Below are 22,610 nucleotides of genomic sequence, written 5' to 3'. Positions count from 1 at the left end.
AGGTGTTTATGCAACGAGGAATAGTCTGGGTCGTCGATGATGATAGTTCCATCCGTTGGGTGCTTGAGCGTGCTCTCGCCGGGGCAGGGTTGACCTGTACCACCTTTGAGAATGGTAATGAAGTACTGGCTGCGCTGGCCAGTAAAACGCCGGACGTCTTGCTGTCGGATATCCGAATGCCGGGAATGGACGGGCTGGCGCTATTAAAGCAGATTAAACAGCGTCACCCGATGCTTCCGGTCATCATTATGACCGCGCATTCCGATTTAGATGCCGCCGTGAGCGCTTATCAGCAGGGGGCGTTTGATTATCTACCTAAACCGTTTGATATTGATGAAGCCGTCGCTCTGGTCGAGCGCGCGATTAGCCACTATCAGGAGCAGCAGCAGCCGCGTAATATCGAGGTTAACGGCCCGACAACAGACATGATAGGCGAAGCGCCCGCCATGCAGGATGTGTTTCGCATTATTGGTCGGCTGTCGCGTTCTTCGATTAGCGTGCTGATTAACGGCGAATCAGGGACCGGTAAAGAACTGGTCGCCCATGCGCTTCACCGCCATAGCCCACGCGCCAAATCGCCGTTTATCGCGCTCAATATGGCGGCCATCCCGAAAGATTTGATTGAATCCGAACTGTTTGGCCATGAGAAAGGCGCTTTTACCGGGGCGAATACCATCCGGCAGGGCCGTTTCGAGCAGGCTGACGGCGGCACGCTGTTTCTGGACGAAATTGGCGATATGCCGCTGGATGTCCAGACTCGTCTGTTACGCGTGCTGGCTGACGGACAGTTCTACCGCGTGGGCGGGTACGCGCCGGTAAAAGTGGATGTGCGCATTATCGCCGCCACCCACCAGAACCTCGAACGACGCGTTCAGGAAGGGAAATTCCGCGAAGACCTGTTCCACCGCCTGAACGTGATTCGTATCCATCTTCCGCCGTTGCGCGAGCGCCGTGAGGATATTCCGCGCCTGGCGCGCCATTTTTTGCAGGTCGCCGCCCGTGAATTAGGTGTGGAAGCCAAATTATTACATCCGGAAACCGAAACGGCGTTAACGCGCCTGGCATGGCCTGGTAACGTGCGTCAGTTAGAAAATACCTGCCGCTGGCTCACCGTCATGGCCGCCGGACAGGAGGTATTGATCCAGGATTTACCGGGCGAACTGTTTGAAGCCTCGACGCCGGATAGCCCGTCCCACCTGCCGCCGGATAGCTGGGCTACATTACTGGCACAATGGGCGGACCGCGCCTTGCGATCCGGTCATCAAAACCTGCTTTCTGAAGCGCAGCCAGAACTGGAGAGAACGCTACTGACCACGGCATTACGCCATACGCAGGGTCATAAACAGGAAGCCGCCAGGCTGCTCGGTTGGGGGCGAAACACCCTAACGCGGAAGTTGAAAGAGCTGGGAATGGAGTAAACATTACCCGCGAGTGTAAAGATTAATAATTGAGCGCAAAACGCTGCTATTTTGCGCTTTACTGTTCCGATGAGTTCAGTATGATCATGCCCGGCAAACGGGGGGATTCATTATGTTAGAATCTATTATTAATCTGGTATCGAGTGGAGCGGTCGACAGCCACACGCCACAAACTGCGCTAGCCGCCGTGTTGTGTGCCGCGCTGGTAGGACTGTTCAGCTGACAATGTGCCGGATGGCGCTAATGCTTATCCGGCCTACAGGTTGTCGCAACGTGTAGGCCCGGTAAGCGCAGCGCCACCGGGCAACCCGGCTAAATGACGCGCGAGAACTGCTGCATCCGCGCTTTCTGGCGCAGATACGCGTCAAAGCACATGCAGATATTGCGGATCAGCAAACGACCTTTCGCCGTCACCTGAATTCCCTTCTCGCTAATATCCACCAGCCCATCTTTCGCCAGCGGCGACAGTAACTGCAAATCTTCGGCAAAATACTCAGCGAAATGCAAACCCCACTGCTGTTCGACAGCGTTAAAATCCAGGCGGAAGTTACAAATCAGCGCCTTGATAACATCGCGACGAATGCAATCATCACGGGTCAGCGTAATACCACGCCATAGCGCATTGCCCCGCTCATCCACTTGCTGGTAATAACGCTTCAGCTCTTTCTGGTTCTGCATGTAGCCATCGCCAATCATGCTGATAGCAGAAACCCCCATCCCCAGCAGATCGGTATCGCCCTGGGTCGTATAGCCCTGAAAATTACGGTGCAGCACGCCTTCGCGCTGCGCGACGGCCAGTTCGTCGTCCGGACGGGCAAAATGGTCCATCCCGATAAACTGATAACCGGCCTGAGTAAGCGATACGATGGTCTCCTGCAAAATATCCAGTTTCTGCTGCGCGCTGGGTAAATCGGCATCTTTAATTTTACGCTGGGCGGCAAAAAGCGTTGGCAGATGCGCATAGTTAAAGACGCTCAAACGATCGGGGTTCAGTTCCGTCACACGCTTCAGCGTGAAAGCGAAGCTTTCCGGCGTCTGTTTCGGTAGACCGTAGATCAAGTCGATATTGGTCGAGGTAAAGCCGATATCGCGGGCGTGATTAAGCAACGCAAAGATGAATTCTTCATCCTGCTCGCGGTTAACCAGGCGCTGCACCTCTTTATTAAAGTCCTGCACGCCCATACTCAGGCGGTTAAAACCTTCCGCACGTAAATGATCGAGCACATCCAGCTCAATTTCACGGGGATCGACTTCGATCGAGATTTCCGCGTCGGTATTAAAGTGGAAATTTTCACGCAACAGCGTCATTAAGCGGCTGATTTGCGCTTTATTCAGGTAAGTAGGCGTACCGCCGCCCCAGTGAAGCTGGCTGACATGACGGTCTGCAAACAGCGGCGCGCGATGGCGAATTTCCTGCTCAAGCGCGTCAAGATACTGGTCAGCTTTATGCTGTTGGCGGGTGACAATCTTGTTGCAGCCGCAGAAATAACACAACTTGTGACAAAACGGGATATGCACATACAGCGAGAGCGGACGTTCAGGATAACGCGCCACAGCCTGCAAGAATGCGGCGTCCTCGAAGTCTTCAGAAAACTCCAGCGCGGTTGGGTACGAGGTATATCGTGGCCCGGAATAGTTATATTTCTGGATCAGGGCCAGATCCCAGTCTATTTGCTGTTCAGACATGCTCACTCCTTCCGATGGCGCCTCTGGCGGGTACGGCGTACCGGCTTCACGCCATGACGGGCGGCAAGCCGGCTGCGCAGCCATTTCTGTCGCCGCGACAATCGCTGTAGTTTAACGAATAACCACACCAGATAACATATAACCGGAAGGGTTATAAGCAGGACGGGCAAGCCCACGGTGTAAACCCGTTAGTTGCCGCCTCTTAGCAGGCGCATCATATCTTCCTGCTTCTCGTCCTCTTCGTCGTCTTCTTCGTCGTCATCGTAAGACAGACCAAGCTTCTGCATCAGTTCATCAATACGATCCAGTTTGGCATCTACCCAGGCTTGATCTTCCGCACTCAGGGTTTCGCCCGCTTCCAGACGTTCTAACAGCGCATCCAGGCGCTCATCCGTTTCCAGTAAATCCAACTCCGCCTGCGGTGAAAGCATAGGTTTCTCACTTTTCGGTTTATGCTGTTGGGTCACTTTTTCAGTCACGCCCAATGGAACAGGTGTTTTACTGCCAATACGTGGATCTTTTTGTTGATTCTGATTGCCGCCGCCCGAAGCGGAATTGCCGCCCGTCGCGCGACTTCCCGGCGCATGACCGCGATGTTTTTTCAGGCGTTTACGGTCGCGCGCCTCCTGGTTTAACTCTTCACGCGTTTTACGACGCTGTTTGCCAAAGGCTTTACTGCGCGGTGCAGAGGTTGGTTTTTTCATGATGTCAGATCTTTAAGCCGTTTTATTCAGTATAGAATTGAGGCGGAATCTAGCAGAAAGCAAGCAAAGAAAAAAGGCGACAGAGTAATCTGCCGCCTTTTTTCTTGACTCACGACCCTTAACGGGTTCCACCATCCCTGTTGGCTATCAACACGCCCTGTTTTTCCCTTAGCCTGGAACATTCCATGTTGTTTCCATTTCCTTTTACTAACGTCTCCGGACGTTTGTCTTCCTGACAATCCTGTGTCTTCGCCTCCTGGCGCTCCTGACCCTCATCCTGAGTCGTTGATCCTGTTAGCGTCCTCGCTATGTGCATTACTTTACTCTTTTGGGGTAAACTCACAAGATACCGACACGGCAAATCCCTTTTTTTCAGACAATTACCTTTCTATAAATTCATGATTTAACTATATTAACTGGCTTTGAGCCTGACAACGACTCTGTCATGTCGCATAAGTGCAATGGTCAATGTCTCACAAAGCGTATGGCTTTTACTTACAGCACCGCCGCGCCGAAAAATCCGTCTTTTGCTGGCGTTCAGGTATAATCGCCACAATGCTTTGACTGACGGAGACGACCGCTTTGACTAACCTGAATTATCAACAGACGCATTTTGTGATGAGTGCGCCTGATATTCGCCATTTACCTTCCGATTGCGGAATTGAAGTGGCTTTTGCTGGCCGTTCCAATGCAGGCAAATCCAGCGCCCTGAACACGTTGACCAACCAAAAAAGCCTGGCGCGTACCTCTAAAACGCCGGGCCGTACCCAATTGATTAACCTGTTTGAAGTCGTAGATGGCAAACGGTTGGTCGACCTGCCGGGCTATGGCTACGCGGAAGTCCCGGAAGAGATGAAACGCAAGTGGCAACGCGCGCTGGGGGAATATCTGGAGAAACGTCAAAGCCTACAGGGCTTAGTCGTTTTAATGGATATCCGCCATCCGTTGAAAGACCTCGACCAACAGATGATCCAGTGGGCTGTAGAGAGCAATATCCAGGTTCTGGTTCTGCTGACCAAAGCGGACAAACTGGCCAGCGGCGCGCGCAAGGCGCAGTTGAATATGGTACGTGAAGCCGTGCTGGCTTTTAATGGCGATGTGCAGGTAGAAGCGTTTTCCTCGCTGAAAAAGCAGGGCGTGGATAAGTTACGTCAGAAACTGGATAGCTGGTTTAGTGAACTGGCACCGGTCGAAGAGATTCAGGACGGGGAATAATCACCCGCTATGCCGGATAGCGCCGCTGCGCGTCTTATCCGGCCTACGGTGTGAGCGAAACTTTTCTTGCGCACAATAAAAAACGCCCCAGTCATAAACTGACTGGGGCGGCTAAAATATTCAGCCAAATCCGATTACGTGAAGTAAAAGGTCTGAAAGATAGAACATCTTACCTCTGTACCCTACGTGAATAACTTTACTCTTTTTTGAGCAACACAGAAAGACCTTTTCGTAATTTTTTTTCATTCTTTACATAGGGAATTCTAATACCCATCACAAAACCCCCGTGCTTATGTTGCTTAATTACGAAAAAAGCGCGTTATTCCTTAAATGCTTAGTGCGCTTGATCCCAATTTTCTCCGCTACCGACTTCCACCAGCAACGGCACATCAATACGCGTGCAGTTTTCCATCAACTGATGGATACGTTTTGCTACCGCATCTAAGTCGTCTTTATGCACCTCGAACACTAATTCATCGTGTACCTGCATAATCATCCGCACACGTGGCTGCTCGGCCTGTAGCCAGGCATCGACGGCAATCATGGCGCGCTTGATGATATCGGCAGCCGTTCCTTGCATGGGAGCATTGATCGCCGCGCGTTCCGCCCCCGCGCGCCGCGCCGCGTTGCTGGATTTAATATCCGGCAGGTAAAGGCGGCGTCCCTCCAGCGTTTCCACATAGCCTTGTTCTTTTGCCTGAGCGCGGGTGCGCTCCATATATTCCAGCACGCCAGGGTAGCGTTCGAAGTAGAGATCCATATACTTCTGCGCCTCTTTACGCGGAATATTAAGCTGGCGAGAAAGACCGAAGGCGCTCATCCCGTAAATCAGGCCAAAGTTAATGGCTTTCGCACTTCGGCGCTGTTCCCCGGTCACGCTATCCAGCGGCAAGCCAAAGACTTCCGCCGCCGTTGTACGGTGAATATCTTTCCCTTCGGCGAACGCCGTGAGCAGTCCTTTATCACGGGAAAGATGCGCCATAATACGCAGCTCAATCTGTGAATAGTCCGCAGACACGATGAGATAATCCTCAGGCGCAATAAATGCCTGACGAATGCGGCGGCCTTCTTCATTGCGCACCGGAATATTTTGCAGGTTCGGATCGGTGGACGATAAACGTCCCGTCGCCGTTACCGCCTGATGATAGGACGTATGGACGCGCCCGGTTTTCGGGTTAATCATCAGCGGCAGCTTATCGGTATAGGTGGATTTTAGCTTCGCCAGACCACGATACTCCAGAATCACTTTCGGCAGCGGATAGTCCAGCGCCAGCTCTTCCAGCACCTCTTCCGACGTTGACGGCGCGCCGCCAGGCGTTTTCTTCAGCGGCTTAATACCCTGCTTTTCAAACAGGATGGTCTGCAACTGCTTCGTCGAGGACAGGTTGAACGCCTCGCCCGCAATGTCATGCGCTTTCTTTTCCAGTTCCGCCAGACGTAGTGTGATTTCTTCCGAATGTTTGTGCAGGACGGCAGGATCGATTTTTACGCCATTGCGCTCAACGCGTGACAGTACCGGCACCAGCGGCATTTCGATGTTTTCGAAAACATTCAGCGGGCCTTTGTGCTGCTGGAGCTCAGGCCACATTTTGAGATGCAACTGTAACGTGACATCCGCATCTTCTGCCGCATAGCGCCCCGCTTCCTCCAGTGCGATCTGGTTAAAGGTGAGCTGGTTTTTACCTTTACCGGCAATGTCTTCAAAGGTGATAGTTTTGTGCTTCAGCCAACGATCGGACAAACTGTCCATATCATGGCGTCCGGCGACGCTGTTCAGAATGTAAGACTCAAGCATGGTATCGAAGGCGATACCGCGCAGCTCAATACCGTAATTTTGCAAGACGCCGCGATCGTACTTGAGGTTTTGCCCCACTTTGCGCACTTTTTCATCTTCCAGCAGCGGCTTCAGCAGTTCCAGAGCACGCTGGCGGGAGATTTGATCCGGAGCGTCCAAATAATCATGCGCGACAGGTACATACGCGGCAACGCCAGGTTCGATAGCAAACGAGAGGCCCACCAGGTTGGCGGCGATATTATCCAGACTGTCGGTCTCCGTGTCGAAAGCAAAAACTGGCGCTTTTTTCAGCTTTTCAATCCAGCTTTCCAGCGTAACGTCGTCCAGAATCGTGACATAATTTTCATAAGAGAGCGCCGCTGCCGGTTCGCTGGGCGATTCATCAATAACGACCGTTTCCTGCGGTTTGGCCGCCGGTTTCGCGCCCTTTGCCTGTAGCCACTTGCCTGACTCAACGTCCGCCGTCCAGCGCTTAAACTCATATTTTTTAAACAGGCCCAGCAGTTCATCCGCAATCGGCTGCTGCACTTCAAGCTGTTCGCAGGTCAGCTCCAGTTCAACATCCGTTTTAATGGTGGCGAGTTTATAAGACAGGTACGCTACGTCTTTATTCTGCGCTAATTTAGCGGCCATCGTTTTGGCGCCGCGGAAAGTGAGACCTGCAATTTTTTCCGGCTCGGCGTACAGCGTATCCAGGCCGCCCAATCCCTGAAGCAAGGCTTGCGCCGTCTTCTCACCCACGCCTGGTACGCCTGGAATATTATCCGAGGAGTCCCCCATCAGCGCCAGAAAGTCGATAATCAGCTCAGGCGGCACACCGTACTTATTAACGACTTCATCCGGGCCGAGGATGGTGTTAGTCATGGTGTTGATCAGCGTAATATTCGGCGTCACCAACTGTGCCATATCTTTATCGCCGGTGCTGATTAATACCGGACGCCCCACCTTCTCCGCTTCTCGCGCCAGTGTACCGATAACGTCATCCGCTTCTACGCCAGAGACCGCCAGCAGAGGTAACCCCATGGCTTTAACCATGGCATGTAACGGCTCTATTTGCGCACGCAGATCATCCGGCATCGGAGGACGATGCGATTTGTAGTGTTCAAAGAGCTCGTCACGGAAGGTTTTTCCTTTGGCGTCAAACACCACCGCAGCATGCGTCGGCTGATACTGCATGATCAGGCTGCGCAACATGTTGAGGACACCATACATTGCGCCCGTAGGTTCTCCCGCGCTGTTGGTTAACGGCGGAAACGCATGATAGGCGCGATAGAGATAGGATGAGCCATCTACGAGAATAAGTGGGTTTTCTGGGATCTGAACCATAATGTCCGTGCCTGTTTAACAGATTATGGTTAAAGGATGCCACATACAGGAGGAAAACTTGAGTTTTTCGCCGCATTTGCGGAAAAGTTTTGTCGATCTTCAGGATCGCTCGCAAAACAACCTGTGGATAACTTTGTGTGTAAATTCTTACCATTACTTTAAAATCAGCGCGATAGCCTTCTCATCTTAATAATTACCCATTATTTTCAATTAGTTGTTAACATCACGTTTTTCTGATTATCTGATTCATGCCGTTATCATAATGTGGATAGTTGTTACGAGTGTTTCTATTTCACTCAGCGCCATCATTAGCATCGTTTTCTGATAGAATCAGCCTCTTGCGCCCTTTTCGCGCACCGTTTATGGCTAACTTTTGAATAATTTATTATGACGAGAATACTCGCGGCTATCACGCTCCCATTGAGTATCGTATTGACCATCCTGGTCACTATTGTTTGCTCAGTACCGATCATCGTTGCCGGTATGGTAAAGCTTCTTTTGCCTGTTCCCGGTATCTGGCGCAAGGTCTCCATTTTCTGCAATTTCATGATGTATTGCTGGTGTGCTGGTCTTGCAGCGCTGTTACGCCTTAATCCGCACTTGCAATGGGATGTAGAAGGGTTAGAAGGGCTGAGCAAGAAAAATTGGTATTTACTGATTTGTAATCATCGCAGCTGGGCCGATATCGTTGTGCTTTGCGTTCTGTTCCGCAAGCATATCCCAATGAATAAGTACTTTCTTAAACAGCAATTGGCCTGGGTGCCGTTCATCGGCCTGGCGTGCTGGGCATTAGATATGCCGTTTATGAAGCGCTACTCCCGTAGCTACCTGCTCCGACACCCCGATCGACGCGGCAAAGATGTTGAAACAACTCGTCGCTCTTGCGAAAAGTTTCGTCGGTATCCCACCACTATCGTTAACTTTGTTGAAGGCTCGCGATTTACGCATGAGAAACGTCAGCAAACGCATTCACCTTATCAACATCTGTTGCCGCCAAAAGCAGCCGGTATTGCAATGGCGATTAATGTTTTAGGCTCACAGTTCGATAAGCTGCTTAATATTACGTTGTGTTACCCAAACAACGATCGCCACCCTTTCTACGATATGCTAAGCGGTAGGCTGACGCGTATTGTTGTTCGGGTGCAACTGGAACCCATAAATGAAGAACTGCACGGCGATTACGTGAACGACAAAACATTCAAACGCCGTTTTCAACGTTGGCTTAATACGCTGTGGGATAAGAAAGATATACAGATAGAAGAGATTAAAACATCTTATAAAAACGCCGGTCAGTGACCGGCGTTCTTTTTATTTTTTATCAACCAAATATTTCACAGTATCAGCATACTGCTGAACAAAAACATCCATGCTGCTGGTATCCATGCCTTGTGGGTTAATCTGGTATTTGCCATTGACGAACATCGCCGGAACGCCCTGCAGTTGCAGGTCAGCCGCGGCTTTCTCCTGTTGCGCAACCAGTGATTTCACCACGAAGCTGTTCCATGCCGCATCGTAATCTTCGCCTTTGACGCCCGCATCAACGAACACTTTACGGATATCCGCGGCAGATTGTACTGTCTGGGTTTTCTGTACGGCTTCAAACAGCGGGACCGTGACTTTATCTTCTACACCCAACGCCATCGCCACCGCCCATGCCTGGGTGAGCTCCTTGCCCAACGGCCCCAGGAACTCAACGTGGTACTTGGTCATTTTGGTGCCTTCCGGCAGCTTTTTCTTCACATTGTCAGACACATGAAGCACTTCTTCAAACTGATAACAATGTGGGCAGTAGAAGGAGAAAAACTCCAGTACCTGGGGTTCGCCAGCGACCGGTTTATCCAGCGTGATATACTGTTTACCGTCGCTGATCTGTGCTGCCGAGGCGCTAAAAGCTAAAACCATACCAGCCAGCGCCAGCCAAATCTTTTTCATGATCAACTCTCTCCGATTAATACATTGGCGTTAATTGTAAAGGGGGTTCGTGCAAAATTTTAGTCTGCTCAATAAAAGTCGTTGTCTGTCGCTGCCAGTAATCTTCCCCTGTTAACCAGGGAAAGTTTTTTGGAAACGCAGGATCGCCCCAACGACGAATCAACCAGGCAAGATAATAAACTAAACGCATGGCGCGTAAAGGTTCAATGAGACCAATTTCAGCCGTATCGAACTCACTAACTTCTTCATAAGCTTCAATAATGGTTTCAAGCTGCATTCGCTGTTCGGCTTTGTCGCCGTTCAGCAGCATCCATAAATCCTGTATCGCCGGGCCGTTACGGGCATCATCTAAATCGACAAACAGCGGTCCATCACGCCATAGAATGTTGCCGGCATGACAATCGCCGTGCAATCGCAGCGTGGCGAAATCGGTGCGCCAGCATTCGGTAACTGCAGACAGTAGAGTATCAGTGGCTTTCAGGAAAGCCACTTTTTGCCCGGAGGGAATCAGTGCGGCATCTTCGAATACCTGGCGAGGTTCAAAAAGATACTCTGCAAGCCCAATGTCAGGCCGGAAAGTGAAAGGACGTTTTCGCCCCGTCTGATGCAATCGACCAAGATAACGCCCTACCGCCTCCATCTGATCGATATTATCTGCTTCAAACTGACGACCGCCTACGCTGGGGAAAATGGCATAATGATAGCCCTGATGCGCTAACAGTGTCTGGCCATTAAACGCGAGCGGAGCAGCAACCGGAACCTCATCCTTCACCAGTTCAAGCGCGAATTGGTGTTCTTCCCGAATTTGATCAACAGACCAGCGTTCAGGACGATAAAACTTAACGACAAAACGTCGACGGTCTTCATCCTGAAACTGATAGACGCGGTTTTCATAACTGTTTAGTGGAGTCAGCCCGGAATCCACCCTGATCCCCTGTTCAAACAGCGCATCCATGATGGTTTCCGGGTGTAGCGTCTGGAAAGTAAAAGCGTTGTCGTTCATCCCATCATCCGGAAAATACTACGAATGATTCAGGATATCATTTCGTGACGATTTCGGTGGCGCCGCTTACAAGGTTTTACTCTTTAATAACGCCGCGGGCGCGTAAAAGCGCCGTTTTAAAGTCCTCTTCATAGTCTTTTTGAATCCCTGGAATGGCGGCGTCTTTGGCGGAATCGCGCATTTTCAGATGGTAGATTAGGATATCATCAGTTAAATCTTCCAGTTTGCCGTCAAAACCTGACTCTTTCGCCAGTTTCTGCAAAAATTGCGTCAAATTAAGATCAGGCTCTTTCTGCCAGGCTGGCTGGAGGAGTTCAATGACTTCATTCAGGCGTTTACATTTCATAGCTGTGCTCCTTATTCTTGATACAGACACGGTAGCAGGGTCAATCCCACAATAAAAGAGGCGATATCGGTGAATCTGGATGAAGTAATAACCGGCGTGGTGCTGGCAGGCGGTAAAGCCCGGCGGATGGGAGGTGCGGATAAAGGTCTGCTTGAACTGGACGGGAAACCGCTCTGGCGGCACGTTGCCGATGCGCTCGCGCCGCAACTGGCTACGGTCGTCATTAGTGCTAATCGCCATCTGGATATCTACCAGGCCAGCGGCCTGAAAGTCATTCCGGATTCAATCGCTGACTTTCCCGGTCCGCTGGCGGGTATGCTTTCCGTTTTTCAGCAGGTAGCAGGCGACTGGTTTCTGTTTTGCCCCTGTGACAATCCCTGTATCCCCCACAACCTGGTCGATCGTTTAGCAGCGCAGCGTCATGGCGCACCCGTGGTTTGGGTTCATGATGGAGAACGCGATCATCCAACGATCGCGTTGATTAATCGTGCCGTTGAGCCCCAGTTGACAGCTTATTTGCAAGCAGGCGAGCGGCGGGTAATGATTTTTATTCGCCAGGTAGGCGGACACGCCGTTGATTTCAGCGATTGTAAGGAGGCATTTGTGAACGTCAACACGCCGGAGGAACTCGCGCAATGGCAAAAGAGACCATGATACCGCTACTCGCCATTGCCGCGTGGAGCGGCACGGGAAAAACAACACTGCTGAAAAAGCTGATCCCAGCACTTTGTGCGCACGGTATTCGGCCAGGGCTGATTAAGCATACCCATCATGATATGGATGTTGATAAACCGGGTAAAGATAGCTACGAATTACGTAAGGCCGGGGCGGCACAAACGCTGGTTGCCAGTCAGCAGCGCTGGGCGTTAATGACTGAAACGCCGGGGCAAGAAGAGTTGGATCTGGCATGGCTGGTGAGCCGGATGGATGCATCAAAGCTGGATATGGTGCTGGTAGAAGGGTTTAAACACGAGGCAGTTGCGAAGATCTTACTTTTTCGTCAGGGATGTGGGCACAGCGAGGAAGAATTAATTCTTGATGAGTATGTTATTGCGGTTGCCAGTGATATTCCACTTGCCGTAGCGGTACCCGTTTTGGATCTTAATGATGTATCGCAGATTTCTGTCTTCATTTTGCGGTGGTTAGAGAAAGCACATTCCTTGTAGGCCGGATAAGGCGGAGCCGCCATCCGGCGGTGCCGGTTGCCTGATGGCGCTGCGCTTATCAGGCCTACATTTTTACAGTTACCACACACGCAAAAAAGCCCATCCTGACGGATGGGCTTCTTCACTAAATTGATGCCTGGCAGTTTATGGCGGGCGTCCTGTCCGCCACCCTCCGGGCCGTTGCTGCGCAACGTTCAAATCCGCTCCCGGCGGATTTGTCCTCCTCAGGAGAGCGCTCACCGGCAAACTACAGATAAAACAAAAGGCCCAGTCTTTCGACTGAGCCTTTTGCTTAATTTGATGCCTGGCAGTTCCCTACTCTCGCATGGGGAGACCCCACACTACCATCGGCGCTACGGCGTTTCACTTCTGAGTTCGGCATGGGGTCAGGTGGGACCACCGCGCTAGTGCCGCCAGGCAAATTCTTTTGTGCTCTGTACGCAATTCTTTATCGCATCAGCGGCGTTGCCCGCGCTCGTAAAGTCAGTCACATACTTCTGTATGCTCCTTCCTTTCCTTCGCTTGCCGCCTTGCTGCTGCGCAAATTATTGCGTACTCAACTCTGAATCAGTGCTGAAAATCATCTCTCATCCGCCAAAACATCTTTGGCGTTGTAAGGTTAAGCCTCACGGTTCATTAGTACCGGTTAGCTCAACGCATCGCTGCGCTTACACACCCGGCCTATCAACGTCGTCGTCTTCAACGTTCCTTCAGGAGACTCTAAGTCTCAGGGAGAACTCATCTCGGGGCAAGTTTCGTGCTTAGATGCTTTCAGCACTTATCTCTTCCGCATTTAGCTACCGGGCAGTGCCATTGGCATGACAACCCGAACACCAGTGATGCGTCCACTCCGGTCCTCTCGTACTAGGAGCAGCCCCCCTCAGTTCTCCAGCGCCCACGGCAGATAGGGACCGAACTGTCTCACGACGTTCTAAACCCAGCTCGCGTACCACTTTAAATGGCGAACAGCCATACCCTTGGGACCTACTTCAGCCCCAGGATGTGATGAGCCGACATCGAGGTGCCAAACACCGCCGTCGATATGAACTCTTGGGCGGTATCAGCCTGTTATCCCCGGAGTACCTTTTATCCGTTGAGCGATGGCCCTTCCATTCAGAACCACCGGATCACTATGACCTGCTTTCGCACCTGCTCGCGCCGTCACGCTCGCAGTCAAGCTGGCTTATGCCATTGCACTAACCTCCTGATGTCCGACCAGGATTAGCCAACCTTCGTGCTCCTCCGTTACTCTTTAGGAGGAGACCGCCCCAGTCAAACTACCCACCAGACACTGTCCGCAACCCGGATTACGGGTCCACGTTAGAACATCAAACATTAAAGGGTGGTATTTCAAGGTCGGCTCCATGCAGACTGGCGTCCACACTTCAAAGCCTCCCACCTATCCTACACATCAAGGCTCAATGTTCAGTGTCAAGCTATAGTAAAGGTTCACGGGGTCTTTCCGTCTTGCCGCGGGTACACTGCATCTTCACAGCGAGTTCAATTTCACTGAGTCTCGGGTGGAGACAGCCTGGCCATCATTACGCCATTCGTGCAGGTCGGAACTTACCCGACAAGGAATTTCGCTACCTTAGGACCGTTATAGTTACGGCCGCCGTTTACCGGGGCTTCGATCAGGAGCTTCGCTTGCGCTGACCCCATCAATTAACCTTCCGGCACCGGGCAGGCGTCACACCGTATACGTCCACTTTCGTGTTTGCACAGTGCTGTGTTTTTAATAAACAGTTGCAGCCAGCTGGTATCTTCGACTGACTTCAGCTCCATGAGTAAATCACTTCACCTACGTGTCAGCGTGCCTTCTCCCGAAGTTACGGCACCATTTTGCCTAGTTCCTTCACCCGAGTTCTCTCAAGCGCCTTGGTATTCTCTACCTGACCACCTGTGTCGGTTTGGGGTACGATTTCGTGTTACCTGATGCTTAGAGGCTTTTCCTGGAAGCAGGGCATTTGTTGCTTCAGCACCGTAGTGCCTCGTCGTCACGCCTCAGCCTTGATTTTCCGGATTTGCCTGGAAAACCAGCCTACACGCTTAAACCGGGACAACCGTCGCCCGGCCAACATAGCCTTCTCCGTCCCCCCTTCGCAGTAACACCAAGTACGGGAATATTAACCCGTTTCCCATCGACTACGCCTTTCGGCCTCGCCTTAGGGGTCGACTCACCCTGCCCCGATTAACGTTGGACAGGAACCCTTGGTCTTCCGGCGAGCGGGCTTTTCACCCGCTTTATCGTTACTTATGTCAGCATTCGCACTTCTGATACCTCCAGCAACCCTCACAGGCCACCTTCACAGGCTTACAGAACGCTCCCCTACCCAACAACACACAGTGTCGCTGCCGCAGCTTCGGTGCATGGTTTAGCCCCGTTACATCTTCCGCGCAGGCCGACTCGACCAGTGAGCTATTACGCTTTCTTTAAATGATGGCTGCTTCTAAGCCAACATCCTGGCTGTCTGGGCCTTCCCACATCGTTTCCCACTTAACCATGACTTTGGGACCTTAGCTGGCGGTCTGGGTTGTTTCCCTCTTCACGACGGACGTTAGCACCCGCCGTGTGTCTCCCGTGATAACATTCTCCGGTATTCGCAGTTTGCATCGGGTTGGTAAGCCGGGATGGCCCCCTAGCCGAAACAGTGCTCTACCCCCGGAGATGAGTTCACGAGGCGCTACCTAAATAGCTTTCGGGGAGAACCAGCTATCTCCCGGTTTGATTGGCCTTTCACCCCCAGCCACAGATCATCCGCTAATTTTTCAACATTAGTCGGTTCGGTCCTCCAGTTAGTGTTACCCAACCTTCAACCTGCCCATGGCTAGATCACCGGGTTTCGGGTCTATACCCTGCAACTTAACGCCCGGTTAAGACTCGGTTTCCCTGCGGCTCCCCTATACGGTTAACCTTGCTACAGAATATAAGTCGCTGACCCATTATACAAAAGGTACGCAGTCACACCCCAAAGGGTGCTCCCACTGCTTGTACGTACACGGTTTCAGGTTCTTTTTCACTCCCCTCGCCGGGGTTCTTTTCGCCTTTCCCTCACGGTACTGGTTCACTATCGGTCAGTCAGGAGTATTTAGCCTTGGAGGATGGTCCCCCCATATTCAGACAGGATACCACGTGTCCCGCCCTACTCATCGAGCTCACAGCACATGCGCTTTTGTGTACGGGGCTGTCACCCTGTATCGCGCGCCTTTCCAGACGCTTCCACTAACACACATGCTGATTCAGGCTCTGGGCTCCTCCCCGTTCGCTCGCCGCTACTGGGGGAATCTCGGTTGATTTCTTTTCCTCGGGGTACTTAGATGTTTCAGTTCCCCCGGTTCGCCTCATTAACCTATGGATTCAGTTAATGATAGTGTGACGAGTCACACTGGGTTTCCCCATTCGGAAATCGCCGGTTATAACGGTTCATATCACCTTACCGGCGCTTATCGCAGATTAGCACGTCCTTCATCGCCTCTGACTGCCAGGGCATCCACCGTGTACGCTTAGTCGCTTAACCTCACAACCCGAAGATGTTTCTTACGATTCATCATCGTGTTGCGAAAATTTGAGAGACTCACGAACAACTTTCGTTGTTCTGTGTTTCAATTTTCAGCTTGATCCAGATTTTTAAAGAGCAAAACTTCGCAGTGAACCCTTTCAGGTACACTCTGAAGTATTTTTTCGTAAACACTCACGAGATGGTGGAGCTATGCGGGATCGAACCGCAGACCTCCTGCGTGCAAAGCAGGCGCTCTCCCAGCTGAGCTATAGCCCCATCGTGTAGTCAGAACCTCTTACCTTTGATTCGTTTCCGGGCGCGGCGTGGTGAAGCGAAGCATACTGAAGTATGCGAGCTTTGCCACAACAAAGCACGGGAGCGAATCTGGTAGGCCTGAGTGGACTTGAACCACCGACCTCACCCTTATCAGGGGTGCGCTCTAACCACCTGAGCTACAAGCCTGTAGAGGTTTTACTGCTCGTTTTTCATCAGACAATCTGTGTGAGCACTGCAAAGTACGCTTCTTTCAGGTAAGGAGGTGATCCAACCGCAGGTTCCCCTACGGTTACCTTGTTACGACTTCACCCCAGTCATGAATCACAAAGTGGTAAGCGCCCTCCCGAAGGTTAAGCTACCTACTTCTTTTGCAACCCACTCCCATGGTGTGACGGGCGGTGTGTACAAGGCCCGGGAACGTATTCACCGTGGCATTCTGATCCACGATTACTAGCGATTCCGACTTCATGGAGTCGAGTTGCAGACTCCAATCCGGACTACGACGCACTTTATGAGGTCCGCTTGCTCTCGCGAGGTCGCTTCTCTTTGTATGCGCCATTGTAGCACGTGTGTAGCCCTGGTCGTAAGGGCCATGATGACTTGACGTCATCCCCACCTTCCTCCAGTTTATCACTGGCAGTCTCCTTTGAGTTCCCGACCTAATCGCTGGCAACAAAGGATAAGGGTTGCGCTCGTTGCGGGACTTAACCCAACATTTCACAACACGAGCTGACGACAGCCATGCAGCACCTGTCTCACGGTTCCCGAAGGCACAAATCCATCTCTGGATTCTTCCGTGGATGTCAAGACCAGGTAAGGTTCTTCGCGTTGCATCGAATTAAACCACATGCTCCACCGCTTGTGCGGGCCCCCGTCAATTCATTTGAGTTTTAACCTTGCGGCCGTACTCCCCAGGCGGTCTACTTAACGCGTTAGCTCCGGAAGCCACGCCTCAAGGGCACAACCTCCAAGTAGACATCGTTTACGGCGTGGACTACCAGGGTATCTAATCCTGTTTGCTCCCCACGCTTTCGCACCTGAGCGTCAGTCTTTGTCCAGGGGGCCGCCTTCGCCACCGGTATTCCTCCAGATCTCTACGCATTTCACCGCTACACCTGGAATTCTACCCCCCTCTACAAGACTCAAGCCTGCCAGTTTCGAATGCAGTTCCCAGGTTGAGCCCGGGGATTTCACATCCGACTTGACAGACCGCCTGCGTGCGCTTTACGCCCAGTAATTCCGATTAACGCTTGCACCCTCCGTATTACCGCGGCTGCTGGCACGGAGTTAGCCGGTGCTTCTTCTGCGGGTAACGTCAATTGCTGCGGTTATTAACCACAACACCTTCCTCCCCGCTGAAAGTACTTTACAACCCGAAGGCCTTCTTCATACACGCGGCATGGCTGCATCAGGCTTGCGCCCATTGTGCAATATTCCCCACTGCTGCCTCCCGTAGGAGTCTGGACCGTGTCTCAGTTCCAGTGTGGCTGGTCATCCTCTCAGACCAGCTAGGGATCGTCGCCTTGGTGAGCCGTTACCTCACCAACCAGCTAATCCCATCTGGGCACATCTGATGGCAAGAGGCCCGAAGGTCCCCCTCTTTGGTCTTGCGACGTTATGCGGTATTAGCCACCGTTTCCAGTAGTTATCCCCCTCCATCAGGCAGTTTCCCAGACATTACTCACCCGTCCGCCACTCGTCAGCGAAGCAGCAAGCTGCTTCCTGTTACCGTTCGACTTGCATGTGTTAGGCCTGCCGCCAGCGTTCAATCTGAGCCATGATCAAACTCTTCAATTTAAAAGTTTGATGCTCAATGAATTAAACTTCGTAATGAATTACGTGTTCACTCTTGAGACTTGGTATTCATTTTTCGTCTTGCGACGTCAAGAATCCGTATCTTCGAGTGCCCACACAGATTGTCTGATAAATTGTTAAAGAGCAGTGCCGCTTCGCTTTTTCTCAGCGGCGCGGGGTGTGCATATTACGCTTTCCCGCTTCAGAGTCAAGCGTTTATTTTCGCTTTTCTCCGTGAGGTTCTGGTCTGAACCCCGCTGACCCGGCGGCCTGTGTGCCGTTGTTCCGTGTCAGTGGTGGCGCATTATAGGGAGTTATTTCTGCCTGACAAGAGGAAATTTAAAATAATTTTCTGAGTGCGCACTTTTTATTCTTTGCGTTTATTTTGCCGACGATTTGTTGGTTAAATGGGCTATTTCACGGGCAAAGTGCGCAACCTGCTCCCAGTCGGTGTACACCACTTCTTTACTGGTATCCGTTTCGCCGCCCGACATCTTCATAATAAGTTTGATCATCAGACGGTCATACCAGCGATAGCGGGGATAGCGAAGCGCGCCTGCAATGACGGCACAGTAGTCAGGTCGCCACGGAGAGCTCATTAAAAACTTCCGCGCGTAGCTGTTAGTCTGCGGCGTCCGTTTTTCAGCTTTACGCGCCACCAGGTTAACGGAATAAAAGGCGCTCGGCATTCCGTTCAACCGCGTGGCGTATTTCTTAACGAACTCCTGAAAGGCGCTGTGGTAATGGCCATAACGAATAGACGCGCCAATCACTACGCGATCATAGCTATCCCAGTCCGGTTCTTCTGCGCGATGCAGATTAACGACATCGGCCCAGATCCCCATCTCTTTGAGTTCAGAAGCCAGATAAGAGGCAATTTCGCGCGTTTGTCCGTCCCGGGTAGAGAAAAGAATCAATGTTTTCACGTGTTACTCCATTATTCACGCCAGAAAGTCGGGGTAAAAAGTACCAGCAAAGTGAATACTTCCAGACGACCAAATAGCATGTTGGCGATGAGTATCCATTTCGCAACCGGATTCATACTGGCGAAGTTATCAGCAACCACCCCCAGCCCCGGTCCAAGGTTATTAAGCGTAGCCACTACCGAGGCGAAAGCCGAGAAATCATCTACGCCTGTAGCGATAATGGCCAGCATACTGACGATAAATACCAGCGCGTAGGCAGAAAAGAATCCCCAGACGGCTTCCAGAATACGCTCTGGCAGCGCCCGGTTCCCCAGCTTAATACTGTAAACGGCATTCGGATGCACCAGACGTTTGAGTTCGCGGTTCCCCTGTTTAAACAACAACAGAATACGGATGACCTTTAACCCCCCGCCCGTTGACCCGGCGCAACCGCCAATAAACGCGGAACATAGCAGCAAGACGGGCAAAAACAGCGGCCAGCGCGCAATGCTGTCCGTGGTAAACCCTGCCGTTGTCGCCATCGACACAACCTGGAAGAATGCCTGATTTAGCGTTGTCAGCGCCGAGTCGTAGATATTATGGAACCACAGTACCAGCGTGCAGATCACCACCAGCGTCAACTGTACGCCGATGAACATGCGGAATTCCGGATCGCGCCAGTATACTTTCAGGCTACGCCCGCTTAATAAAGAGAAATGCAGGCCATAGTTACAACCGGAGATCAGCAGGAAAATAGCGATGATGGTATTAATAGTGGGACTATCAAAATAGCCTACGCTGGCGTCATGCGTTGAGAAGCCGCCGATAGCGATAGTGGAGAAGCTGTGTCCGATAGCGTCAAACGCGGGCATCCCTGCAAACCATAGCGCCAGCGCGCAGGCTACCGTTAGCAAGACATAGATAAGCCACAGCGTTTTCGCCGTCTCGGCAATACGCGGGCGCATTTTGTTATCTTTGAGCGGCCCCGGCATTTCCGCCCGATAGAGCTGCATCCCCCCGACGCCGAGGATAGGGAGAATCGCCACCGCCAGCACAATGATCCCCATACCGCCAAACCATTGCAGCATCTGACGATAAAAGAGAATGGCGTGCGGTAATGAATCCAGCCCCACCAGCGTAGTGGCGCCCGTGGTGGTTAACCCGGAGAACGATTCAAAAAAAGCATCGGTAATGGTGAGGTTTGGGCTTTCCGAGAAAATAAACGGCAGCGCACCCACGCTGCCCAGCACGGTCCAGAACAGCACCACGATAAGAAATCCTTCGCGGGATTTCAGCTCGCCCTTTTCCCTACGGTTTGGCCACCACAGTATGGAACCGATCGCCAGCGCGACAAAAAAAGTCTGCGTGAACGCTCTTCCTGCGCCATCACGATATATTAGCGCTACCAGTCCCGGGAGAATCATTGTCCCCGAAAATAAGATAACCAGTAGTCCAACGATTCGGGTAATGGCGCGAAAATGCATCTCTGCCGCTTCCTTTATTCTTAAAAATGAGGTGGGGATTATTCTTCAATCGCTAACAATTGCAATGAACCACGGCTAAAATCCGCCAGTTTTGTGGAAAATGCATTCACATGAGCAAAAGGAAGCGCCACCCTGAGCCGAACAGACGCCTGATAATCGCTGGAAACGATCTTCCCGGCAAACTGTCCTAATAATGCTTCGATTCCGGCCAACTGACCGTACTCACACTGCAAAGTATATTCGGTTAATGGCGTCTTGCGTTGTGTGGCAAGCTGACGTAATGCCTGATTCACACCGCCGCCATAGGCTTTTACCAGCCCGCCCGTACCCAGCAGAATACCACCATAGTAGCGCACGACGACGGCAGTAATTTCTCCGACGCCGCTGCCCATCAATTGCGCAAGCATCGGCTTGCCTGCCGTTCCCGCCGGTTCGCCGTCGTCTGAAAAGCCCAGTTGCTGTGAGTCGTCCGGCGCACCCGCCACCCACGCCACACAATAGTGGCGCGCATCAGGGTGCTCAGCTCTGACTGACTCAACAAACGCTTTCGCCGCGTCTACGCCATCGGTATGCGCCAATAGCGTAATAAAGCGGCTTTTTTTGATCTCTTCAACAACGGTGACCGGCGCTGCAGGGATTAACCAACTGTCCATTACGCCAGTTTTAAATCCCGCGTCATGTTTTCCACGCCGTTTTCGTGGATGACCACGTTATCTTCAATGCGAATACCGCCGAAAGGCTTGAGCGCTTCAATTTTCTGCCAGTTGAAGTGCTTGCTGAACGGCCCTTCGCGCCACGGCGCTAACAGCGATTCGATGAAGTAAATCCCCGGTTCGATGGTCAACACCATTCGCGGCTGTAACACACGCGTGCAGCGCAGATACGGGTATTTGGACGGCGCGGCGAGATGCGTACCGGAATCATCCTGCATAAACCCGGCCACATCGTGTACCTGCAGACCCAACGGATGACCAATACCGTGCGGCATAAACGGCCCGGTGAGATCATTTTCCACCATCGCCTCTTCACTCATGTCGGTAATGATTTGATGCTTACGCAGCAGCTTCGCGATGCGCTGATGGAACTGAATATGATAATCCACATAGCTGACGCCCGCCTTCATGGTAGCGATCAGCGCCAACTGTTCGTCGTTAACATCTTTCACCAGGTGGGCGTAGTCGTTATCGCTTTTCGCCGACCAGGTCCGCGTCAGATCCGCCGCGTAGCCGTTGTATTCCGCGCCCGCATCCAGCAGGAAACTGCGCATTTCAGACGGTGCCTGATGATCCAGTTTCGTGTAATGCAGCACGGCGGCATGTTCGTTCAGCGCCACAATGTTGCTGTATGGAACATCAGTATCGCGATGTCCCGTGGCGGTCAGGTATGCCAGGTTGATGTCGAACTCACTCATGCCGGAACGGAAGACCTCTTCCGCCGCACGATGACCGCTCACCGCCATTTTCTGCGCTTCGCGCATACAGGCCAGTTCATAATCCGTTTTATAGGCGCGGTAGTAATGCAGATAGTCGATAACACCTTTCGGGTTGATGTTGCTGGCGGCGATATCCAATTGTAGCGCGCGCTCAGGAACCGGGCCGATATAGCCGATATTGCCACGCGCGGCAGGCAGCTGGCTGCCGATGCCATCCGCTTTCGGTAAGGCGACGACCTCGACTTCTTCCGTCCAGAAGGATGTTGGCAGCGGTTCAACGTTATGCCAGTAATCGACCGGCAGATAAAACCACAATTTGGGTTTGTTGACGCCATCGACCAGCAGCCAGCAATTTGGAACCTGAGTTACCGGCACCCACGCTTTAAACTGCGGATTGACCTTAAACGGATAAGGGTGATCGTCGAGAAAGACGTTGAAAAGCTCGCCGGAATGAATAAGTAACGCATCCAGCTTAAAGCGCGCCAGAACATCGCGCGTCCGTTCTTGTAAGGTAACAATATGATTTTTATAGAGCGCGGCCAGTGATTCCATTTTTTACCCTTCTGTTTTTTTGACCTCAAGTTCCCGCATCTTAGCACATCGCCCCACGAGAGCGTGATCTCTGCCG

General features: G+C 52.0%; 17 protein-coding genes, 2 tRNA genes and 3 rRNA genes. 6 read left to right on the top strand and 16 right to left on the bottom strand.

What is annotated here, in order from left to right:
* Window positions 1-8: 8 nt before the first annotated feature.
* Both glnG and EOS97_RS10550 read left to right on the top strand, forming a co-directional pair.
* Window positions 9-1,418: a nitrogen regulation protein NR(I) gene (gene glnG, locus EOS97_RS10555; RefSeq protein ID WP_001805209.1), complete on the top strand. Its 1,410-nt coding sequence runs from the start codon at window positions 9-11 to the stop codon at window positions 1,416-1,418.
* Window positions 1,419-1,530: 112 nt separating this feature from the next.
* Window positions 1,531-1,641, top strand: a complete 111-nt coding sequence (locus EOS97_RS10550; protein ID WP_001578131.1) for a YshB family small membrane protein — start codon at window positions 1,531-1,533, stop codon at window positions 1,639-1,641.
* Window positions 1,642-1,730: 89 nt separating this feature from the next.
* Here EOS97_RS10550 and hemN read toward each other — a convergent pair whose 3' ends face one another.
* The 3 genes from hemN to EOS97_RS10535 all read right to left on the bottom strand — a co-directional run bounded on the left by hemN (window position 1,731) and on the right by EOS97_RS10535 (window position 4,151).
* A complete protein-coding gene (gene hemN, locus EOS97_RS10545; protein WP_000003520.1) occupies window positions 1,731-3,104 on the bottom strand; it encodes an oxygen-independent coproporphyrinogen III oxidase in 1,374 nt (457 codons plus the stop codon).
* A gap of 188 nt (window positions 3,105-3,292) precedes the next feature.
* Window positions 3,293-3,808, bottom strand: coding sequence for a Der GTPase-activating protein YihI (gene yihI / locus EOS97_RS10540; RefSeq protein WP_000743298.1), 516 nt, complete (start codon window positions 3,806-3,808; stop codon window positions 3,293-3,295).
* A 118-nt stretch (window positions 3,809-3,926) separates the two neighbouring features.
* The gene (locus tag EOS97_RS10535) at window positions 3,927-4,151 is read right to left on the bottom strand and encodes a hypothetical protein (RefSeq protein ID WP_001541209.1); all 225 of its coding nucleotides are present in this window, start codon (window positions 4,149-4,151) and stop codon (window positions 3,927-3,929) included.
* A gap of 239 nt (window positions 4,152-4,390) precedes the next feature.
* Between EOS97_RS10535 and yihA the strand changes: the two genes are divergently transcribed.
* Complete coding sequence (yihA, locus tag EOS97_RS10530; RefSeq protein ID WP_000183327.1) at window positions 4,391-5,023, top strand: ribosome biogenesis GTP-binding protein YihA/YsxC; 633 nt, start codon at window positions 4,391-4,393, stop codon at window positions 5,021-5,023.
* A 334-nt stretch (window positions 5,024-5,357) separates the two neighbouring features.
* Here the strand turns inward: yihA and polA are convergent, their stop codons facing one another.
* Window positions 5,358-8,144: a DNA polymerase I gene (gene polA, locus EOS97_RS10525; protein ID WP_000249962.1), complete on the bottom strand. Its 2,787-nt coding sequence runs from the start codon at window positions 8,142-8,144 to the stop codon at window positions 5,358-5,360.
* Window positions 8,145-8,531: 387 nt separating this feature from the next.
* Here polA and EOS97_RS10515 point away from each other — a divergent pair, with 387 nt between their 5' ends.
* Entirely contained in the window at window positions 8,532-9,440 is a 909-nt protein-coding gene (locus EOS97_RS10515) for an acyltransferase (RefSeq protein WP_000196902.1), read from the top strand.
* Window positions 9,441-9,452: 12 nt separating this feature from the next.
* Here the strand turns inward: EOS97_RS10515 and dsbA are convergent, their stop codons facing one another.
* From dsbA to EOS97_RS10500, 3 genes are all read right to left on the bottom strand, one after another.
* Window positions 9,453-10,076, bottom strand: a complete 624-nt coding sequence (gene dsbA / locus EOS97_RS10510) for a thiol:disulfide interchange protein DsbA (protein ID WP_000725364.1) — start codon at window positions 10,074-10,076, stop codon at window positions 9,453-9,455.
* Between the two features lie 16 nt (window positions 10,077-10,092).
* Window positions 10,093-11,079: a serine/threonine protein kinase gene (locus EOS97_RS10505; RefSeq protein WP_000999266.1), complete on the bottom strand. Its 987-nt coding sequence runs from the start codon at window positions 11,077-11,079 to the stop codon at window positions 10,093-10,095.
* 76 nt (window positions 11,080-11,155) lie between these two features.
* Window positions 11,156-11,425 (bottom strand): YihD family protein, encoded by a 270-nt coding sequence (locus EOS97_RS10500; protein WP_000649858.1) that lies wholly within the window; start codon window positions 11,423-11,425, stop codon window positions 11,156-11,158.
* A gap of 69 nt (window positions 11,426-11,494) precedes the next feature.
* On the opposite strand from EOS97_RS10500, the gene mobA reads away from it, so the two are divergent.
* Window positions 11,495-12,079: a molybdenum cofactor guanylyltransferase MobA gene (gene mobA / locus EOS97_RS10495; RefSeq protein WP_001046877.1), complete on the top strand. Its 585-nt coding sequence runs from the start codon at window positions 11,495-11,497 to the stop codon at window positions 12,077-12,079.
* The gene (gene mobB / locus EOS97_RS10490) at window positions 12,076-12,591 is read left to right on the top strand and encodes a molybdopterin-guanine dinucleotide biosynthesis protein MobB (RefSeq protein ID WP_001805210.1); all 516 of its coding nucleotides are present in this window, start codon (window positions 12,076-12,078) and stop codon (window positions 12,589-12,591) included. The genes mobA and mobB overlap by 4 nt, the downstream gene beginning before the upstream one ends.
* Window positions 12,592-12,893: 302 nt before the next feature.
* On the opposite strand, the gene rrf is transcribed toward mobB, so the two are convergent.
* From rrf to pepQ, 9 genes are all read right to left on the bottom strand, one after another.
* Window positions 12,894-13,009, bottom strand: a 5S ribosomal RNA gene (rrf, locus tag EOS97_RS10480).
* A gap of 197 nt (window positions 13,010-13,206) precedes the next feature.
* Window positions 13,207-16,109 (bottom strand): 23S ribosomal RNA (locus EOS97_RS10475).
* Between the two features lie 182 nt (window positions 16,110-16,291).
* Window positions 16,292-16,367 (bottom strand) — tRNA-Ala (locus EOS97_RS10470).
* Window positions 16,368-16,476: 109 nt separating this feature from the next.
* Window positions 16,477-16,553 (bottom strand) — tRNA-Ile (locus EOS97_RS10465).
* 69 nt (window positions 16,554-16,622) lie between these two features.
* Window positions 16,623-18,164, bottom strand: a 16S ribosomal RNA gene (locus tag EOS97_RS10460).
* The 16S, 23S and 5S rRNA genes sit together here with 2 tRNA genes alongside, the layout of an rRNA operon.
* Window positions 18,165-18,541: 377 nt before the next feature.
* Window positions 18,542-19,087, bottom strand: coding sequence for a menaquinone-dependent protoporphyrinogen IX dehydrogenase (gene hemG / locus EOS97_RS10455; protein ID WP_000853982.1), 546 nt, complete (start codon window positions 19,085-19,087; stop codon window positions 18,542-18,544).
* An 11-nt stretch (window positions 19,088-19,098) separates the two neighbouring features.
* Window positions 19,099-20,550 (bottom strand): Trk system potassium transporter TrkH, encoded by a 1,452-nt coding sequence (trkH, locus tag EOS97_RS10450; protein ID WP_000545688.1) that lies wholly within the window; start codon window positions 20,548-20,550, stop codon window positions 19,099-19,101.
* A 38-nt stretch (window positions 20,551-20,588) separates the two neighbouring features.
* On the bottom strand, window positions 20,589-21,203 hold the full coding sequence (locus EOS97_RS10445) for an IMPACT family protein (RefSeq protein ID WP_000378904.1): 615 nt from the start codon (window positions 21,201-21,203) through the stop codon (window positions 20,589-20,591).
* Window positions 21,203-22,534, bottom strand: a complete 1,332-nt coding sequence (gene pepQ / locus EOS97_RS10440) for a Xaa-Pro dipeptidase (protein WP_127836144.1) — start codon at window positions 22,532-22,534, stop codon at window positions 21,203-21,205. The genes EOS97_RS10445 and pepQ overlap by 1 nt, the downstream gene beginning before the upstream one ends.
* Between the last annotated feature and the right edge of the window lie 76 nt (window positions 22,535-22,610).

Source organism: Salmonella sp. SSDFZ54, from assembly GCF_004010735.1.
Classification (GTDB): Bacteria; Pseudomonadota; Gammaproteobacteria; order Enterobacterales; family Enterobacteriaceae; genus Salmonella; species Salmonella enterica.
Note: the sequence above shows the minus strand (reverse complement) of the source record. Positions and strands in the feature narration are given on the sequence as shown.

What these genes read in the sequence shown, in the direction of transcription:
- glnG (WP_001805209.1), top strand. Translation starts at nt 9, where the DNA reads ATGCAACGAGGAATAGTCTGGGTCGTCGATGATGATAGTTCCATCCGT.
- EOS97_RS10550 (WP_001578131.1), top strand. Translation starts at nt 1,531, where the DNA reads ATGTTAGAATCTATTATTAATCTGGTATCGAGTGGAGCGGTCGACAGC.
- hemN (WP_000003520.1), bottom strand. Translation starts at nt 3,104, where the DNA reads ATGTCTGAACAGCAAATAGACTGGGATCTGGCCCTGATCCAGAAATAT.
- yihI (WP_000743298.1), bottom strand. Translation starts at nt 3,808, where the DNA reads ATGAAAAAACCAACCTCTGCACCGCGCAGTAAAGCCTTTGGCAAACAG.
- polA (WP_000249962.1), bottom strand. Translation starts at nt 8,144, where the DNA reads ATGGTTCAGATCCCAGAAAACCCACTTATTCTCGTAGATGGCTCATCC.
- EOS97_RS10515 (WP_000196902.1), top strand. Translation starts at nt 8,532, where the DNA reads ATGACGAGAATACTCGCGGCTATCACGCTCCCATTGAGTATCGTATTG.
- dsbA (WP_000725364.1), bottom strand. Translation starts at nt 10,076, where the DNA reads ATGAAAAAGATTTGGCTGGCGCTGGCTGGTATGGTTTTAGCTTTTAGC.
- EOS97_RS10505 (WP_000999266.1), bottom strand. Translation starts at nt 11,079, where the DNA reads ATGAACGACAACGCTTTTACTTTCCAGACGCTACACCCGGAAACCATC.
- EOS97_RS10500 (WP_000649858.1), bottom strand. Translation starts at nt 11,425, where the DNA reads ATGAAATGTAAACGCCTGAATGAAGTCATTGAACTCCTCCAGCCAGCC.
- mobB (WP_001805210.1), top strand. Translation starts at nt 12,076, where the DNA reads ATGATACCGCTACTCGCCATTGCCGCGTGGAGCGGCACGGGAAAAACA.
- trkH (WP_000545688.1), bottom strand. Translation starts at nt 20,550, where the DNA reads ATGCATTTTCGCGCCATTACCCGAATCGTTGGACTACTGGTTATCTTA.
- EOS97_RS10445 (WP_000378904.1), bottom strand. Translation starts at nt 21,203, where the DNA reads ATGGACAGTTGGTTAATCCCTGCAGCGCCGGTCACCGTTGTTGAAGAG.
- pepQ (WP_127836144.1), bottom strand. Translation starts at nt 22,534, where the DNA reads ATGGAATCACTGGCCGCGCTCTATAAAAATCATATTGTTACCTTACAA.